General features: G+C 34.4%; 18 protein-coding genes. 11 read left to right on the forward strand and 7 right to left on the reverse strand.

Annotation, left to right across the window (positions count from 1 at the left end; genetic code table 11):
* Window positions 1-44: 44 nt before the first annotated feature.
* Window positions 45-1,544 (reverse strand): DEAD/DEAH box helicase, encoded by a 1,500-nt coding sequence (locus PGOND44_RS06610; RefSeq protein ID WP_003438741.1) that lies wholly within the window; start codon window positions 1,542-1,544, stop codon window positions 45-47.
* 232 nt (window positions 1,545-1,776) lie between these two features.
* On the opposite strand from PGOND44_RS06610, the gene PGOND44_RS06615 reads away from it, so the two are divergent.
* Both PGOND44_RS06615 and PGOND44_RS06620 read left to right on the forward strand, forming a co-directional pair.
* Entirely contained in the window at window positions 1,777-2,160 is a 384-nt protein-coding gene (locus PGOND44_RS06615; protein ID WP_003438743.1) for a hypothetical protein, read from the forward strand.
* A gap of 8 nt (window positions 2,161-2,168) precedes the next feature.
* Window positions 2,169-2,879, forward strand: a complete 711-nt coding sequence (locus PGOND44_RS06620) for a YebC/PmpR family DNA-binding transcriptional regulator (RefSeq protein ID WP_003438746.1) — start codon at window positions 2,169-2,171, stop codon at window positions 2,877-2,879.
* Window positions 2,880-2,935: 56 nt separating this feature from the next.
* Here PGOND44_RS06620 and PGOND44_RS06625 read toward each other — a convergent pair whose 3' ends face one another.
* Window positions 2,936-3,418, reverse strand: a complete 483-nt coding sequence (locus PGOND44_RS06625; RefSeq protein WP_003438747.1) for an Lrp/AsnC family transcriptional regulator — start codon at window positions 3,416-3,418, stop codon at window positions 2,936-2,938.
* Between the two features lie 85 nt (window positions 3,419-3,503).
* On the reverse strand, window positions 3,504-4,655 hold the full coding sequence (locus PGOND44_RS06630) for a M14 family zinc carboxypeptidase (RefSeq protein WP_003438749.1): 1,152 nt from the start codon (window positions 4,653-4,655) through the stop codon (window positions 3,504-3,506).
* Window positions 4,656-4,950: 295 nt separating this feature from the next.
* On the opposite strand from PGOND44_RS06630, the gene PGOND44_RS06635 reads away from it, so the two are divergent.
* Window positions 4,951-5,355 (forward strand): helix-turn-helix transcriptional regulator, encoded by a 405-nt coding sequence (locus PGOND44_RS06635; protein WP_003438751.1) that lies wholly within the window; start codon window positions 4,951-4,953, stop codon window positions 5,353-5,355.
* A gap of 52 nt (window positions 5,356-5,407) precedes the next feature.
* Window positions 5,408-5,779 carry a hypothetical protein gene (locus PGOND44_RS06640; RefSeq protein ID WP_003438753.1) on the forward strand — a complete coding sequence of 124 codons (372 nt, stop codon included), beginning with the start codon at window positions 5,408-5,410 and terminating at the stop codon, window positions 5,777-5,779.
* Here the strand turns inward: PGOND44_RS06640 and PGOND44_RS06645 are convergent.
* The 4 genes from PGOND44_RS06645 to PGOND44_RS06660 all read right to left on the reverse strand — a co-directional run bounded on the left by PGOND44_RS06645 (window position 5,776) and on the right by PGOND44_RS06660 (window position 11,232).
* Window positions 5,776-8,367 carry a DNA gyrase/topoisomerase IV subunit A gene (locus PGOND44_RS06645; RefSeq protein ID WP_003438756.1) on the reverse strand — a complete coding sequence of 864 codons (2,592 nt, stop codon included), beginning with the start codon at window positions 8,365-8,367 and terminating at the stop codon, window positions 5,776-5,778. The genes PGOND44_RS06640 and PGOND44_RS06645 overlap by 4 nt on opposite strands.
* Window positions 8,364-8,840 (reverse strand): hypothetical protein, encoded by a 477-nt coding sequence (locus tag PGOND44_RS06650; RefSeq protein ID WP_003438758.1) that lies wholly within the window; start codon window positions 8,838-8,840, stop codon window positions 8,364-8,366. The genes PGOND44_RS06645 and PGOND44_RS06650 overlap by 4 nt, the downstream gene beginning before the upstream one ends.
* Window positions 8,827-10,707: a DNA topoisomerase IV subunit B gene (locus PGOND44_RS06655; RefSeq protein WP_003438760.1), complete on the reverse strand. Its 1,881-nt coding sequence runs from the start codon at window positions 10,705-10,707 to the stop codon at window positions 8,827-8,829. Before PGOND44_RS06655 ends, PGOND44_RS06650 begins: the two co-directional genes overlap by 14 nt.
* Before the next feature lie 174 nt (window positions 10,708-10,881).
* Window positions 10,882-11,232 (reverse strand): 4Fe-4S dicluster domain-containing protein, encoded by a 351-nt coding sequence (locus PGOND44_RS06660; protein ID WP_003438763.1) that lies wholly within the window; start codon window positions 11,230-11,232, stop codon window positions 10,882-10,884.
* Between the two features lie 62 nt (window positions 11,233-11,294).
* Between PGOND44_RS06660 and PGOND44_RS06665 the strand changes: the two genes are divergently transcribed.
* From PGOND44_RS06665 to PGOND44_RS06695, 7 genes are read left to right on the forward strand one after another with little or no spacing between them, the layout of a single operon-like run.
* A complete protein-coding gene (locus PGOND44_RS06665; protein WP_003438766.1) occupies window positions 11,295-12,329 on the forward strand; it encodes an acyl-CoA reductase in 1,035 nt (344 codons plus the stop codon).
* Window positions 12,330-12,340: 11 nt separating this feature from the next.
* Window positions 12,341-13,411: a 3-phosphoserine/phosphohydroxythreonine transaminase gene (gene serC / locus PGOND44_RS06670; protein ID WP_003438769.1), complete on the forward strand. Its 1,071-nt coding sequence runs from the start codon at window positions 12,341-12,343 to the stop codon at window positions 13,409-13,411.
* Window positions 13,412-13,414: 3 nt separating this feature from the next.
* Window positions 13,415-14,374, forward strand: coding sequence for a D-2-hydroxyacid dehydrogenase (locus PGOND44_RS06675; protein WP_003438771.1), 960 nt, complete (start codon window positions 13,415-13,417; stop codon window positions 14,372-14,374).
* Between the two features lie 5 nt (window positions 14,375-14,379).
* A complete protein-coding gene (locus PGOND44_RS06680; RefSeq protein WP_003438772.1) occupies window positions 14,380-15,135 on the forward strand; it encodes a septal ring lytic transglycosylase RlpA family protein in 756 nt (251 codons plus the stop codon).
* Window positions 15,136-15,143: 8 nt separating this feature from the next.
* Window positions 15,144-15,551, forward strand: a complete 408-nt coding sequence (locus PGOND44_RS06685; RefSeq protein WP_003438775.1) for a DUF6146 family protein — start codon at window positions 15,144-15,146, stop codon at window positions 15,549-15,551.
* 18 nt (window positions 15,552-15,569) lie between these two features.
* A complete protein-coding gene (locus tag PGOND44_RS06690; RefSeq protein WP_003438777.1) occupies window positions 15,570-15,887 on the forward strand; it encodes a DUF6787 family protein in 318 nt (105 codons plus the stop codon).
* Window positions 15,888-15,940: 53 nt separating this feature from the next.
* The gene (locus PGOND44_RS06695) at window positions 15,941-16,249 is read left to right on the forward strand and encodes a hypothetical protein (RefSeq protein ID WP_223810181.1); all 309 of its coding nucleotides are present in this window, start codon (window positions 15,941-15,943) and stop codon (window positions 16,247-16,249) included.
* Window positions 16,250-16,296 lie beyond the last annotated feature (47 nt).

Genomic DNA, 16,296 nt, shown 5'->3' on the forward strand with positions numbered 1-16,296 from the left:
AAAGGCTGTGTGACAACACAGCCTTTAGTTAGTCGTTTTATAAGTTAATCCATAAAGTGGTCATTTATTTTCACTCTCAGCTTACGCACGTAATCTTCGAAAAGCCAATCCCTGTAGTTTTTTGTATTGTTGATGATGCAATTGGAATAACGCTTTATCCGATCTTTAATATCGTCTTTAAGTTCTCTAGCTAGAATTCTTGCATCAAATACATCTTCAGAATTTTCTGCACACATTTTAGCATGTTGCATTATCGACTCTTCTAGGACAAGTTTAGATTTATCACCATTATTGACTGTTTCATTATACCGTCGCCTAATGTCGAAGGTAATGTCTTCAGAATTTTTGAACATCTGCCTTACTTCATCGGGCATTTCATATTTAAAGTTGAGCTCAATATCTTCATCCGAAACCATATTATCTAAGAAATAATCTGGATTTTCAAAAATAAGCTGCCAATCTACTGGAGCATCCCAAGGTCCAAACCTAGCGATATTGTTACCAAGATCAATAACATTGAAGATGTCTTTATGTGGAAGTTTCCGAGATCCACGTCCAATCATTTGGAAGTATAACGTCAGAGATTTTGTTGCCCTATTAAGGATGATATTTTCTACAGTAGGTTCATCAAAACCTGTTGTAAGAATACTCACCGAAGTAAGAATGGCATCTGGTTTTTCCCTAAACCATTTTAAAATTGCTTTTCGCTCTTTTCGATTATGTGTGTTATCTAAGTGCTTTATTTCGTAACCAGCATCTTTGAAAGTTTGATATACGTACCAAGAGGTGTTGATTCCGTTATTAAAGATCAACGTTTTCTTTCCCTTACACTTTTCTTCATAAGCTTGGATAAGTTTCTCTTGCATATCCAGGTTGGTGTAGAGGTCTTCAGAAGATTTAACCGTGTAATCTCCAGTAATTCCCACTTGAAGGGAACCAAGCCCAACGTCGTAATTAAACATTTTGGCCTCAGCCAAGAAGCCCTTTTCAATAAGCGACGAAATGGAGTTGCCAACAATCAATTCTTCATAATTCCTATGCATAGGAAGCTTAATGTTGGAACTTAAAGGGGTAGCAGTCACTCCAAGGATAAATGCTTTTTCTAGGTATTTAAAAAGCTTAGTAAATGAATTGTAGTGTGCTTCATCAATAATTGCTAAGCCAACATTTTTCATATTTAACTTCTCCTCATTCAACCTGTTGTTTAAGGTTTCTACCATGGCAACAAAACACATGTATTCGTTATCATCGGAAAGTTCTTTGACTTTAGAATTGATAATTTTATTTTGCACACCAAAGCCCTCTAACATATCCGAGGTTTGTTTGCAGAGCTCTATTCTATGCGTAAGGACAATGACTTTCTTTCCTGTTTTTTCGATATATCGTCTCACGATTTCAGAAAAAACCACAGTTTTGCCTCCGCCTGTAGGCAGTTGATATAAGAGGTTGAAGTTATCTGGACAGTTCTCTATCTTATCAAAAATCTTTTGTAGATCACTTTCTTGATAACCGTATAAACTTTTTTCAGCAGTATTTTCAAGCATAAAATTCCTTGAGTTGAGGGGTGATTTAAATTTTAAGATTCGCAAAAATAAGGAGATTAAAGGGTTTAAGGAAATATTTTAGCAAATTATAAACTAAAAACAAGTACTTTTTGGCTTTGATCATTCTTCTGATTTACCTTTAGATCAAGTTATTTTCAAAAATAGTATTGACAAGCACTCATATATATAAACTAAAAATTATTTTTGCATAGCAACTCTAAAATCAAAAACCTTGGAAAATAAAAAAGCAACAAAACTTATTGAATCTATTGTAAAGGATCTTGAATCCAATCAAATCGTTACAGACGATGTGGTGGAAATGGTAAAACAACTAAGACCTTTTGCAGTTGAAGAAAGCTTACCAGTAGTTGCTAAAACACTTAGACTAGTGTGTGAGCACATTGAAGAAAACGAAGTTTTTGCGATACCTATACCTCAGGATGAGCCCTTAACAGATGAAGAAACTGGAGAGGATATTGAACCTGAAGCTTCTGAAATTATCACTGGTTCTGATAGCTTACTCTATTTAATCAATTTGATTAAAAAGTCTGAAAATCCAGCGAACAAGGCTGAAATAAGAGAATATAATCGCAAAATGGAAGCATTTGCTGAATAAGACATTGTATGGGAAGAGCATTTGAATTTAGAAAAGCTAGAAAAATGAAGCGGTGGTCTGCTATGGCCAAAACTTTTACACGTCTTGGAAAAGACATTGTAATGGCGGTAAAAGAAGGAGGACCCGATCCGGAGACCAATGCCAAGTTGAGAGCTGTTATTCAAAATGCCAAAGCCGCCAACATGCCAAAAGATAATGTTGAGCGGGCCATAAAAAGAGCTTCAGATAAAAGTTTAGGGGATTATAAAACAGTGCTTTACGAAGGCTACGCTCCTCACGGTATTGCCATATTGGTTGAAACAGCTACAGATAATACCAACAGGACGGTTGCAAATGTGCGATCTTATTTTAACAAGTGTAACGGAAACCTAGGAACATCTGGGTCTGTTGAATTCATGTTCGACCATACTTGTAATTTCAGAATAAGCTCTGAGGGTAAGGATGTGGAAGAGCTAGAGTTAGAAATGATCGACTTTGGTGCTGAAGAAGTGTTTGAGGATGAAGACGGAATAATGATTTATGCTCCCTTTCAAAATTTTGGAGATATCCAGAAGCACTTTGAGGAGAGTCATATTGAAATTCTAACTTCTGGATTTGATAGAATTCCTCAAGTAACAAAAGGCTTGAGTGAAGGAGAAAAAGAAGATGTCGATAAGCTCTTAGAAAAAATTGAAGAAGATGATGATGTGCAAAACGTTTACCATACAATGGAAGAGTAATAAAAAAGGCCAGATGAATATCTAGCCTTTTAATTTATAATGTAGGTTGGAAACCGTTACATATTTTCAAAAATAGATTTCATCAACCTCGTTTTATCATTAAGACTTTCCTCCATTGAAATCATGGTTTCTGTTCTGCTTACTCCATCTATATCATCAATAAGGAAAATGATGTTTTTGGCATGCTCAGTATTCTTAGCTCTAATCTTGCAAAACAAATTGAATTTCCCAGTAGTCACGTGAGCGACAGTTATATTTGGGATTTCTTCAATTCTATTCAGTACAAATTGAGTTTGAGATGTTTTTTCTAGAAAAATACCAACATAAGCTATAAACGTGTAGCCTAATTTTTTGTAGTTTAAGGTTAACGAAGAACCAACGATGATTCCACTTTCCTCCATTTTTTTGACTCTTACATGTACAGTTCCTGCAGATATATCTAATTTTTTTGCAATATCAGTAAAAGGCGTACGTGTGTTATCAATTAGCATATTAAGAATCTGGTGATCAGTCTCGTCTAACTTGAGTTTTCCTTTCATTTGTGAATTATATTATATTTAATAAAAATCAAAAATAATCAATATTTCTGATTAAAAAGGAAAGATTAATCAAAATCTTTATTAATTAGATAACGAAAACGTTATCGTTGACTTTAAATGACGATAAAACATCACCCACTTTTAAGGAAAAATGCTTTTCCAAAATCAAAGATTGTCCATCTACATTGATTTCACGGTGGGCAAAGAAAGGTATATTTTTTTCAATTTTTTCAATAAAAGGAACAAAGTTTATATGTTCATCTTCCACCACTTCCTTATATTGAATAACAATATCCTTTATAGTAGAATCTTCACTTTTCACATTTCGAACAATCACATCATTAAAGAGTTTTTTATTCTCCGGAATTTCAAAGTAGACGTCAATTAATTGGTCTTCAACATCAAGGCAAATATCTTGAACCATTTTCAGTAAGGCTAAGAAAATATATTTCCTAGTTTCTTCTCGTGCATAATCATTAGGAAAGTGTCCAGCCTCAAATAAGATAGTTGGAGTCCCTTGAGCCTGAAAAAAATCACCTATAAAGTTTAAATTAAAACTATCGTCGTAGCGTCCTATTTGATTTGGAATAAACTTTTCTAGCATAAGACTTGCAGAAGCAATTAAACTCATAGACTTCTTTCTAGTGACATTGAGTCCTCTTTCTTCATTAAAGGAAGGGGATAAAAAAGAAACTGTTGCAGGAAAAGGATTGGTACCCGCACTAAAAATAGTCCTTTGATCATGCATATTAAAACAAAAATCAGGTTGAAACTCAGTGTAGACTCTGTTCAATAATTGACTTTCTAATTGAGTTCGACTAGAGGCATCGCGATTTAAATCTACTAAATTTGCATTAGCTCTCGTATATCTTACTGCACCATCTGGATTCAAAACAGGGATGATAACAAAACTACAGAGTTCAAAAATGGAATCGGTAATATCTTTATATAGGCTAAAGAAATTAAGTAAATCCAAAACAGCCTTTGTTGTTGTGGTTTCATTACCGTGCATTTGAGACCAAATTAAAATCTTTCTAGACCCCTGACCTAAATGAAATGAAGAGATAATTCTATCTTCTTCTGAATAGCCTTCGTTATTGATTTTAAATTTATGAGAGATGGCTTTAAACTCCTTGATTAAATCCTCCTCCTTTAAATATCGACCCCGCAAAGACGAAACTTTGAAATGAGAATAATCTTCTAATAACTGAGTAAAATCTAGTGTGTCTAATTTCATGTTTACAAATGTATAAAAACTAAAATATACAATTGTAAACAAATAAAAGTATTCTATAATTTACATTTGTAACTTAGTTTTGATCACTATGGTCGATGAAGACTAACTCACACTGGAAATTTTCCCAAAGCCCTTTTTTTAGAGATTAAATTACATGTTTACAGTTAGTTAAGTGTATATTGAGGATGTTTACTTTAAGCCATGAGTGACTTATGAACAAGTGAATACACTCTGTTTCAATTTTTTTGTATACATTCGTATATAATTTAAATGTTTAAACTACTTATAGTTTACAATGGTAAACAGTGCTGATTTTACAAAACGACTCAAAGAAATTTTTGAGTATTACGACCTATCTGCTTCTTCATTTGCAGATCAAATTGATGTGGGCAGAGCTTCTATTTCTCACATCCTATCTGGACGTAACAAACCAAGTTTAGATTTTGTAATGAAAGTTGTATCCAGCTTTAAGGAAGTTGAGCTGTATTGGCTTTTAAATGGAAAAGGGCAATTCCCCTCTTCCAAAGATAATAGGAATGGCAATAGTACCAAGGAAGAGCTTGTCGATGACATAAAACCAGTTGAACCAAAGACTGCGGAATCTCTATTAAATCCAAATCAGGCTTCACAACCTAAAAAAGAAATTCAAAAAGTAATTATATGTTACACCGATGGTAGCTTCGAATCTTTTCAGAATTAGTTGTTATAGTCTACTCTAATAACTTTTGATTTAATTATTTTTGCTTAAAAACATGCGTTACCTCTCTGTATTAATTTTATGTCTCCTTTTTATATCCTGTTATAATCCTGAAAGAAATTGTGAAGATTTCAAAACAGGAACTTTTGAGTTTGAAGTTTATTTGGAAGGAGATTTAGTTAAGACTACTTTTATAAGAAATGATTCGACAGAAATCGAAATCTACAAGGACAAAAAAGATACGGCCTCGATTCGTTGGATTAATGACTGTGAATACGTTTTAAAATCCTTGAATCCGAAAAATTTAGCGGAAGAAAAGCCCATCCACATGAAAATTATATCTACCACAAACAATTCTTATACTTTTGAGTATAAAATTGTAGGGAAAAATAAGAAGCAAAAAGGACGGGTCGTAAAAGTGGATTAATCAAACAATGAGGACTGCTGGTTATCTTCTTTTTTATCTTCTATTTCTGGGACTATAACTTCCTCGGATTCTTTATCAGAGGGTAATGGTTCTATCAGATCAATCTGCTTAATTTGATCTGAGGTGAGTTGATTGCCTTGAGCCTTAATTCCTTTAATAGATATAAAGTCTTCTAGATTTACGACTTCATTGGATCTTCTCTCTTTACCTCTAGTCTTTTTAAACTCAATTTCAATTTGAGGAATATAGTCTGTAGAGACTACTTCCAGTTGAGAGTTAGGATGTTCAGTGATAATTAATTCTTCCTTGTCGGGGTTATCAATTTGAAAGCGTTTGACGTAATATTTTTCTTTCTCTCCCTCCCAGTATACAAGCGAAATTGGTTTTTTAGAATTCCATTTCTCCATAACTATGATGTCGTTTTCAAAACGGGTAGTAAGTTCAGGAACAATGGTTTTAGCAATTCCGTTTTGTCTAATGATGAGTAACCTATCCTCACCTTTAAAGGCTCCCAAGAGCTCTCCCCTTTCATCCACGTTAAGACGTCTTACCGTTTCATCGAACCATATTTTTCTTGGTTTTAAGGTAGAAACTCCTTCTTCTTTTAGCTCAACGCTTTTAATGGGCATTTTGGAGACTAAATTTCCCTTCACATTTCTGCCCTTAATGGTTAAATCTGAGAAGTCAATATCAAATTTTAAGCGTTTTAAACCTTTCTTTTGTCTTAAAAAGACAGTCACCAACTCCGCTTCACCGTTAGGGTTACAAGAAAAATATAAAACTTTTGTACCCGGCTTATCTTTTCCAACACTGTATGCCTTATCTCTTGTTATCGAGGTAACTGCAAAACGCTTCATATAGTTATAACCAGCTTTTCCATCCCGATAGATGAGATTATAGATGGTTCTTTTATCTTTTTTCTTGAAGATTCCTACATACAAGATATTCTTTCCAATAAAGGTCTTCCCCTCTACCTTAGTTACCATCATAGTCCCATCTTCAGTAAAACAAATGATATCGTCAATATCACTACAATCGGTAACATATTCATCTTTCTTCATTGAAGTGCCTATAAAGCCTTCACTTCTGTTGACGTAAAGCTTAGTGTTTCGGATTATGACTTTGGTGGCTTCGATATCTTCAAATAATTGAATTCTCGTTTTGCGTTCTTTTCCTTTGCCATATTTCTCTTTAAGCATTTTGAAGTAATTGATAGAATAATCTATCAAGTGGTCAAGATCTTTCTTTACGGCTTCGATATCCGCTTCCAAGGTTTCTATTTTTTGCTCCGCTTTGTCAAGGTCGAATTTTGAAATTCTTTTGATTTTGATTTCAGTAAGCCTAGAAATATCGTCTCTAGTAATATCTCGTTTCAAATGCTTTATATGAGGCTGTAACCCCCTATCAATAGCATCTATAACACCATCCCAAGTTTCTTCTTCTTCAATATCTCGGTAGATGCGTTTCTCTATAAATATCTTCTCTAAGGACGCAAAATGCCATTGCTCTTCAAGTTCTCCAAGTTTTATTTCTAACTCGGTTTTCAAGAGCTCTACTGTATTTTCAGTGCTCATTCTCAATAGCTCGGACATTCCTAGGAAATGAGGCTTATCGTCAATGATAACACAGCTTAAGGGAGAGATTGAAACTTCACAATTGGTAAAAGCAAATAAAGCATCTATAGTTTTGTCTGGTGAAATGTTATTGGGTAAGTGAACCAATATTTCAACATCTGAAGACGTATTATCTTCAATTTTTTTAATTTTAATTTTACCCTTGTCATTTGCCTTCAGGATAGAATCTATGAGTGTTGATGTGTTTGTTGAATAGGGAATTTCGGTAATCACCAGTAAATTCTTGTCTTTTACTTCAATATTGGCTCTCACTCTTATTTTCCCTCCTCTAAGGCCATCGTTATAATTTGAGACATCCGCGATTCCTCCAGTTGCAAAGTCTGGGAATATTGTAAAACGCTTACCTTCTAGATGCTTGATGGACGCGTCAATAAGTTCAATAAAATTATGGGGAAGAATCTTTGTGCTTAAACCCACAGCAATACCTTCCGCACCTTGGGCCAATACCATTGGAAATTTAACCGGTAAGTTAACGGGCTCTTGTTTCCGGCCATCGTACGAAATTTGCCATTCCGTGGTTTTTGGATTAAAAACAACCTCCAGAGCAAATTTGGATAACCTTGCTTCTATATACCGAGATGCTGCCGCACTGTCTCCTGTAAGAATATTTCCCCAGTTACCTTGAGTGTCTATTAAAATGTCTTTTTGACCAATTTGAACGATAGCATCCCCTATACTTGCATCTCCGTGCGGGTGGTATTGCATCGTATGGCCTACAATATTGGCAACCTTTGTATATCTTCCATCATCTAGATCTTTCATAGAATGTAAAATCCTACGATGTACAGGCTTAAAACCATCTTCTATGGCGGGTACTGCTCTTTCTAGTATAACATATGAAGCGTAATCTAGGAACCATTCTTGGAACATTCCAGTTACTTTTACAGACTCGTCTTTTGCAGTAGGATCGAAAGGCTCTTGAGATTCAGGATTTAAATCTAGATCGTCACTCATAAGTTAGTTTGGTTTTTTGCTATGATTTTATCTAAGGATAATTTCAAATATCTAGTTTTTCTGGGGCTTAATAAGCTGATATTGGTATGAACATCTTTTATTGAATTCTTTGTTGAATGCACAATATGTAATCTTCTGTAAATGATGAAGTTGGTTATTCTATAAGATTTTATTTTGTCTTTTTTTATTTCATGAATTTTGGTCCTATAATTTACGAATTCAGATAGTATAGCTCCTCTGTTTAAAAATGAAACTAAACTCCCTTCACTGTCATATTCAAAATACTTTCCAGCGAAGTAAATATAAATTAACCACAATCCCACCCCTGTCAAAGCTGCGTAAAAGTAGTTCTCGGAAGGAAACAATTGCTGACCTAATTGATAATTTAAAAAGATAATTAATAGAAAAAGTATTACTGAAAAGTAATACACTCCCGGAATAACCTTTACCAATCTATGATTACTTAACCTCATTAATTTCTTCTTTGACTTCTTCTACGAGGTCGATTTCTACTTTCAAATTATCTATGATGAAATTTTGTCTATCTGGTGTATTTTTCCCCATATAGAACTCTAAAATTTCGGGTATGCTTTTATATTTATCCAACATTACAGGATCCAAACGGATATCATCACCTATAAAATTTTTAAACTCATCTGGAGAGATCTCCCCTAGTCCTTTAAAGCGGGTGATTTCTGGCTTCCCTCTTAATTTTTTTAAAGCTTCTCGCCTTTCTGTTTCAGAATAACAATAAAACGTTTCCTTTTTATCTCTAACTCTAAAGAGTGGTGTTTGCAAAATATAAAGGTGACCTTCCTTAATTAGTTCTGGAAAAAATTGGAGGAAAAAGGTGATGATAAGTAACCTAATGTGCATACCATCTACATCTGCATCGGTTGCTATCACTATATTATTATAACGCAGGTCTTCTAGAGAATCTTCGATATTAAGAGCGGCTTGAAGCAAATTGAATTCTTCGTTTTCATAAACGATTTTTTTACTCAGTCCATAAGAATTTAGAGGTTTCCCTTTTAGGCTAAATACGGCTTGGGTATTTACATCTCTAGATTTTGTAATACTTCCACTAGCCGAATCTCCTTCGGTTATAAACAGTGTAGTTTCAAGATAACCTTCCTTTTTGGTATCTTCTAAATGTATTCTGCAATCCCTTAATTTCTTATTATGAACACTTGATTTTTTGGCTCTATCTTTTGCTAGTTTTCGGATTCCAGAAAGATCTTTACGCTCCTTCTCTGCTCTTAGAATTTTTCTGTGTAATTGTTCAGCAGTCTCGTTATTTTTATGGAGGTAATTATCAAGCTTTTGCTTCATAAAATCCGAGATAAAGGTTCTAACCGTTGGTAAGTCCCCTCCCATGTCTGTAGAACCTAATTTTGTTTTGGTCTGACTTTCAAAAATAGGCTCCATGACTTTAATACTCACAGCAGAAACAATAGACTTTCTTATATCACTGGGTTCAAAGTTTTTCTTGTAGAAATCTCTAATGGTTTTCACGATAGCTTCTCGAAAAGCAGTCTGGTGAGTTCCCCCTTGTGTGGTATTTTGACCATTTACAAAAGAGTGGTATTCTTCAGAATATTGTGCTTTACTAAAGGTGATCGCCACTTCAATATCGTTACCCCTTAAATGAATAATAGGAAATAATCGATCTTCCTCTCGGATTCTGTCGCTGAGTAAGTCTTTTAAACCCTCTTCAGAGTAAAACTTCTCACCATTGAACATTATAGTAAGTCCTGGGTTTAAATAGACGTAATTCTTGAGCATCTTTTCGATATATTCATTTCTGTATGAATATTTCTTAAAAATAACTTCATCGGGAATAAAAGTTACTTTAGTGCCTCTGCGTCTTGAGGATTGCTCAAGATCTTCTTTATTTACTAAATTACCTTGATCAAATTCAGCAGACACCGATTTTCCATCTCGTGAAGATTCAACCCTGAAATAACTCGAAAGTGCATTAACGGCTTTGGTACCTACACCATTAAGACCAACAGATTTCTTAAAGGCATTGGTGTCGTATTTTCCTCCAGTATTCATTTTGGAAACTACGTCCACCACTTTCCCTAAGGGAATTCCACGTCCATAATCTCTTACAATGACTTTTGAGCTTTGTATAGATACTTCGATAGTTTTTCCAGATCCCATTACAAATTCATCGATAGAATTGTCCAAAACCTCCTTTAATAAAATATAAATACCATCGTCTGCACTAGACCCATCTCCAAGTTTACCTATGTACATACCCGGACGCATGCGTATATGTTCCTTCCAGTCTAGTGATTTTATGTTATCCTCTGTGTACTTTGTTTCTTGTGCCATAGTTTTTCTCAACATCGAAATATACTACGATTTCTGTAAAATAAAAATCATAGCACAAATTTAAAATCTTAAAGCTTTTGGAGCATCTTTAAGGTAGAAATATTTTTAAAAACCAAAAAAGCCCTCATTAATTTCATAATGAAGGCTTTAGCAAATTAAAAGTATCGAGTAAGCTTATTTTTTATGCATAAAAGATTGCTTTTCTAAAAGTGTTTCTTCAGATTCCACGTGTTCATCATCAGGAACACAACAATCTACTGGGCAAACCGCTGCACATTGGGGTTCCTCATGAAATCCCATGCACTCCGTACATTTGTCTGCTACTATATAATATAATTCATCACTAATAGGTTCCTGAGCTTCTTCAGCATTTGCCTCTTTTCCGTTTGGAAGAACAACATCACCTTCCAAATCTGTTCCATCTGCGTGTCTCCAATCATCACCGCCTTCATAGATTGCTGTATTAGGGCATTCTGGCTCGCAAGCACCGCAATTGATACATTCGTCTGTTATTTTTATAGCCATTTGAGTAATATTTATGTAAGTTTGTTCAAAAATAGGAATACTCTAACGGTTAGCCAACTTTTATGACTTTAGATGATAGAATAGATGCCTTTTCAGAACTTGGATTATGCCTACAAAATTACACAGATTCTAAAGATTTAAGCTCTAATTTTTCACAAAAATTGACTAATATCATTAGGCAAGCTGAAATCCAAAATGCCTGGTTTACTCAAGACCAGGTTCATTTATCGATAGCGGCTTGGGCAAAAGCTTTAACAAAAGAACAGCTTCGTAATTGGCTTACTCCCTACAAGATATCGCCGATGCCTAAAAAAGATGTCGCTGTTATTATGGCTGGAAATATACCCTTAGTGGGCTTTCATGATTTTTTATGCGTTCTTATTATTGGCCACAAAGTGATTGGTAAGTTATCTTCCAACGATAATTTGCTACTTCCTTTTATGGCTGAAGAGTTGATTAAAATTCAACCGGGTTTTGAAGATAAGATTGAATTTACAAAAGATAGATTACCAAAATTTGATATGGTTATAGCTACAGGAAGTAATAATACAGCAAGGTATTTTGAATATTACTTTAAAAATAAACCTCACATTATTCGAAAAAATAGAAATTCTGTAGCTATTTTAAACGGAAATGAATCTAAAGCTGAACTTGAAGCCTTAGGGGAGGATGTATTTAGATATTTTGGCTTGGGATGTAGAAACGTATCAAAGCTATTTATCCCTGAAGATTATGATGTTGATGAATTTTACAAAGCTATGTTTAAATTTAAAGACTACATCAATCATCACAAATACGCTAATAATTACGATTATAATAAGGCCGTTTACTTAATGAGCTCCGTAAAACTTTTAGACAATGGTTTCTTACTCTTAAAAGAAGACAAACAATTTTCATCCCCCATTGGGACTTTGTTTTATGAAAAGTACACCAATACTAAGGAGCTTAAAATCACCCTGAGAAAAAGACGTGATGACATACAGTGTATCGTTGGAAATGAAGATTTTGCGGAGGTTAACTTTGGGCAAACACAACATCCAAAGTTGTCGGATTATGCAGACGGAGTGGACACTTTAGAATTTTTAATCCAACACTAAAACGATAAGACATGGAAAGACCACATAATTTTAGTGCAGGCCCTTGTATACTTCCGTTGGAAGTCTTTGAAAAGGCTTCACAATCGGTAATTGATTTGGATAACTCTGGACTTTCTATTTTGGAAATTTCTCATAGAAGTACAGCATTTGTGGGGATTATAGAGAAAGCAAGAGAACTTGCACTAGAGCATCTTAATTTACAGGGCAAAGGTTATAAAGCCTTATTTTTACAAGGAGGAGCTAGTCTGCAGTTTTTAATGACAGCCTATAATTTATTAGAAAAAAAAGCGGGCTACTTAGACACTGGAACTTGGTCTTCTAATGCTATAAAAGAAGCTAATAATTTTGGAGAAACTGAAGTTTTGGCCAGTTCAAAAAGTAGCAATTATAACTATATTCCAAAAGATTTTTCGATCCCAGAAGGCTTAGATTATCTTCACTATACGAGTAATAATACCATCTATGGAACTCAAATGAAGACGTTCCCGAAAAAAGCAAACACTCCTTTAGTGTGTGATATGAGTAGCGATATTTTCTCTCGCCAACTCGATTATTCACAATTCGATTTGATCTATGCTGGGGCCCAAAAAAATATGGGGCCTGCGGGAGCAACCCTCGTTGTAGTGAAAGAGGATATTTTAGGCAAGGTGTCTAGAGCAATACCTTCTATGATGGATTACCAATTAATGATCAAAAGAGAGAGCATGTTCAATACACCTCCAGTATTTTCGGTCTACGTTTCTATGTTGAATTTGGAATGGCTCTCTAGAAATGGTGGCGTTCCTTCCATAGAGAAAAAGAACCAAGCCAAAGCTGATTTAATTTATTCTGAGATTGATAGAAACCCCCTATTTGAAGGATTTACAGCCTTGGAGGATCGTTCAATGATGAATGCAACATTCTCATTAAAAGAAAAACAACTTGGCCCTAAATTTGACGAATTATGGAAAGCTAGCCATATCAATGGCTTAAGCGGTCACCGAAGCGTAGGAGGGTATAGAGCTTCTATGTATAATGCATTGACTCTAGATAGCGTTAAAGTACTTGTTGACGTTATGAAACATTTTGAAAAAACCGCATAAAAAATGAAAATGAAAATTTTAGCAACAGATGGTCTTTCAGGCATAGGAGTTCAATTGCTCGAAAATGCTGGCCACGAAGTTATTATAAAAAAAGTAGCACAGAACCAGTTATCAAACTACATTACTACCAATGAGTTTGATGGTGTTTTGGTTAAAAGGTCTACTCCACTTACCAAGGCAATTCTTTCTGAGAGCCCAACCTTAAAATTTATTGGTAATTGTGATATCATCTCCACTCATATCGATGTTGAATTTGCAGAACAAAAAGGCTTAAGCGTTTTTCAGGCGATAACCGCTTCCTCCACTAGTATTGCAGAATTGACTATTGGTCATCTCCTCAGTTGTGTGAGACATTTAAAAGATTCTAATAGAGAAATGCCCCTCGAAGGGGATAGTAAATTTGAAAATTTAAGACACTCTTATTCTGCAGGAACAGAAGTTGAAGGTAAAACACTTGGGATTATTGGTTTTGGAAATGTGGGACAAGAAGTGGCTAAAAAGGCCATTGGTTTAGGAATGAAGGTTTTATATTATGATAAAAATGAAGAGCATGTTGAAATCACTTTAGACTTTTATGATCAACAAACTGTAAAATTCAATCTTTCATCATCACCATTGAAAGAGGTGCTTTCAACTTCAGATTTTGTAAGTCTTCATGTAACCACTAAACAAAAAAATTATTTTATTGGTGCTAAAGAGCTCAAAGAGATGAAGCCTACAGCAGGACTAATAAATACTTCGTACTTTAAAGCTATAGACGAGGTAGCCTTGGTTAAATCACTTGAAAGTAATGAGTTGAGATTTGCCGCATTAGACGTCTTTGAAGACGAGCCTCAACCTCCAATCCAATTACTGATGAATCCTAAATTATCCTTGAGTCCAAATATTGGCGGAGCCACACAGGAAACTCAAGATAGAATCGCTATTGAATTAGCTAATCAAATCCTATCTTACTTAAACTAAATCACATGAAACTTTACCTCTTTTATTTTTTATTTATATTGAGCAGTATTGCTTTAGCTCAAACACAAACAGGCAAAGCTTCTTTTTATGCTGATAAATTTGAAGGCAGACAGACTGCAAGTGGTGAAATTTATAAGCACAACTTACCTACCGCAGCTCACAGAAAACTAGCTTTTGGAACCAAGGTGAAAGTGATAAATCTTCAGAATTATAAAACGGCTACAGTTACCATTAATGATAGAGGCCCTTTTATAAGAGGTCGCATTATAGACTTGTCAAGATCTGTTGCACAGAGTCTAGACATACTAGATGATGGTGTCACAGAGGTGAAAATTGAAGTTTTAAAAGACCAAAATGTTGACATAGCTTCAGCATCTACACCACCTTCAACGCCTCAAGCACCTATTGCTAAACCTGCATCAAATAAAGATGAAACTAGCAATAACTCGCCAATGCAATCTAAAGAGACCTTTGAGGTAAATGAGTTTTATGAGATGAATATCGATGAAATCACACCAGATTTCTTCGGCGTACAAATTGCGAGTTTCCAGGATACTGAAAATCTATTAAGAATGGCCAACAGGCTTAAAGTAAGCTATAACAATGAAGTGCTTGTGCAGGTAAAAACGGTTAGCGGGTCCAAGGTCTATACAATCATTTTAGGCCAATATAAAAGCAGGAAAGCAGCAGAAAACTTTCAGAGCAGAATGTTAGATAAATATCCTGACTCTTTCATTGTAGATATGACTATAAAAGATTAAATTTAAAAATGCGTTATTTAATCATACTTCTTCTAGCAGCTTCTGTAATGAGTTGCTCCACCCAGAAAAAAGGGGGTAACCAGAGGTTTGAGGATTCAAAAGTAGACAACGATACGATTAGAATCGCCAATGATTCCCTTGAATACGAAATCGTTATTATAGAACCAGGTTTTAACGCTTGGTTAGCCTCTCAAAGACCTAGAGGCTATTATGGACTCAATTATCTAGATCAACGCAATAAATTCTACGTTACTATTTATAACATGAGAGTAAACGACCCCATGAGTTTTGATCCGAATTTATATCCTTTTCGTATAAATTATGAAATGGATGTTGATTACGGATACGAGGTAAATTATTTACTCTATCATTATTTTTTATTTTTTGAAGAAAAATATAATCAGAGATTGAGATAAGGTTTGTATTTTTGCAAAATGAAGAAATTAAAAGAACGCTGGGGTATACAATCCAACTTTCAATTGGTCATCATTTTTATCGTTTTCGCTATTACAGGTTCATTATCGGCCTATTTAGCAAAGCCCATTTTAAATTTATTGGAATTAACAAGGACTTCTTTCCCAGAGCATTTCTTTGGAACCTTTGGTTATTACTCATTACGAATATTAATTATTTTTCCAATTTATCAAGTTTTGTTGGTTGCCATTGGAACTCTGTTTGGACAAAATAAGTTTTTTTGGAATTTCGAAAAGAAAATGCTTTCTAGATTAGGGCTTGGTTTTTTATTTCAATAATAATTATTTTAGTTTTTTATAAATTGCTTAACTTTGCCAAAATTAATTTCACTTTGAAGTTTAAACAAATCATCAGTATTTGTCTTTTAATGTTGTTAACAACATCCGTTGTTAATGCACATGCGCTTAGCCATTTATTTGATGACGATATATCTTCAGTAGAACAATGTGACACTTGTGATGAATTTATTGTCACACATTCTAATAATGTTCTGTTTACTCCCCCTATTTTAGATGTCGATATTCCAAACTCTTTTGAATATCTGACATTAAAATCTGATATAATAGATATTTCATTAACTATTATTTTAAGGCCTTCAGGTGAGTATTACAACAAGCCTCCTCCCTCTCTTCTAGTATAGTCTTTACCTTCCTCTTTTTATTATATACTAGAATACTAATTTTTTAC

The organism is Psychroflexus gondwanensis ACAM 44 (assembly GCF_000355905.1).
GTDB lineage: Bacteria > Bacteroidota > Bacteroidia > Flavobacteriales > Flavobacteriaceae > Psychroflexus > Psychroflexus gondwanensis.

What these genes read in the sequence shown, in the direction of transcription:
- PGOND44_RS06690 (WP_003438777.1), top strand. Translation starts at nt 15,570, where the DNA reads ATGAAGAAATTAAAAGAACGCTGGGGTATACAATCCAACTTTCAATTG.
- PGOND44_RS06655 (WP_003438760.1), bottom strand. Translation starts at nt 10,707, where the DNA reads ATGGCACAAGAAACAAAGTACACAGAGGATAACATAAAATCACTAGAC.
- PGOND44_RS06625 (WP_003438747.1), bottom strand. Translation starts at nt 3,418, where the DNA reads ATGAAAGGAAAACTCAAGTTAGACGAGACTGATCACCAGATTCTTAAT.
- PGOND44_RS06650 (WP_003438758.1), bottom strand. Translation starts at nt 8,840, where the DNA reads ATGAGGTTAAGTAATCATAGATTGGTAAAGGTTATTCCGGGAGTGTAT.
- PGOND44_RS06675 (WP_003438771.1), top strand. Translation starts at nt 13,415, where the DNA reads ATGAAAATGAAAATTTTAGCAACAGATGGTCTTTCAGGCATAGGAGTT.
- PGOND44_RS06630 (WP_003438749.1), bottom strand. Translation starts at nt 4,655, where the DNA reads ATGAAATTAGACACACTAGATTTTACTCAGTTATTAGAAGATTATTCT.
- serC (WP_003438769.1), top strand. Translation starts at nt 12,341, where the DNA reads ATGGAAAGACCACATAATTTTAGTGCAGGCCCTTGTATACTTCCGTTG.
- PGOND44_RS06645 (WP_003438756.1), bottom strand. Translation starts at nt 8,367, where the DNA reads ATGAGTGACGATCTAGATTTAAATCCTGAATCTCAAGAGCCTTTCGAT.
- PGOND44_RS06660 (WP_003438763.1), bottom strand. Translation starts at nt 11,232, where the DNA reads ATGGCTATAAAAATAACAGACGAATGTATCAATTGCGGTGCTTGCGAG.
- PGOND44_RS06635 (WP_003438751.1), top strand. Translation starts at nt 4,951, where the DNA reads ATGGTAAACAGTGCTGATTTTACAAAACGACTCAAAGAAATTTTTGAG.
- PGOND44_RS06685 (WP_003438775.1), top strand. Translation starts at nt 15,144, where the DNA reads ATGCGTTATTTAATCATACTTCTTCTAGCAGCTTCTGTAATGAGTTGC.
- PGOND44_RS06640 (WP_003438753.1), top strand. Translation starts at nt 5,408, where the DNA reads ATGCGTTACCTCTCTGTATTAATTTTATGTCTCCTTTTTATATCCTGT.
- PGOND44_RS06610 (WP_003438741.1), bottom strand. Translation starts at nt 1,544, where the DNA reads ATGCTTGAAAATACTGCTGAAAAAAGTTTATACGGTTATCAAGAAAGT.
- PGOND44_RS06665 (WP_003438766.1), top strand. Translation starts at nt 11,295, where the DNA reads ATGACTTTAGATGATAGAATAGATGCCTTTTCAGAACTTGGATTATGC.
- PGOND44_RS06620 (WP_003438746.1), top strand. Translation starts at nt 2,169, where the DNA reads ATGGGAAGAGCATTTGAATTTAGAAAAGCTAGAAAAATGAAGCGGTGG.
- PGOND44_RS06680 (WP_003438772.1), top strand. Translation starts at nt 14,380, where the DNA reads ATGAAACTTTACCTCTTTTATTTTTTATTTATATTGAGCAGTATTGCT.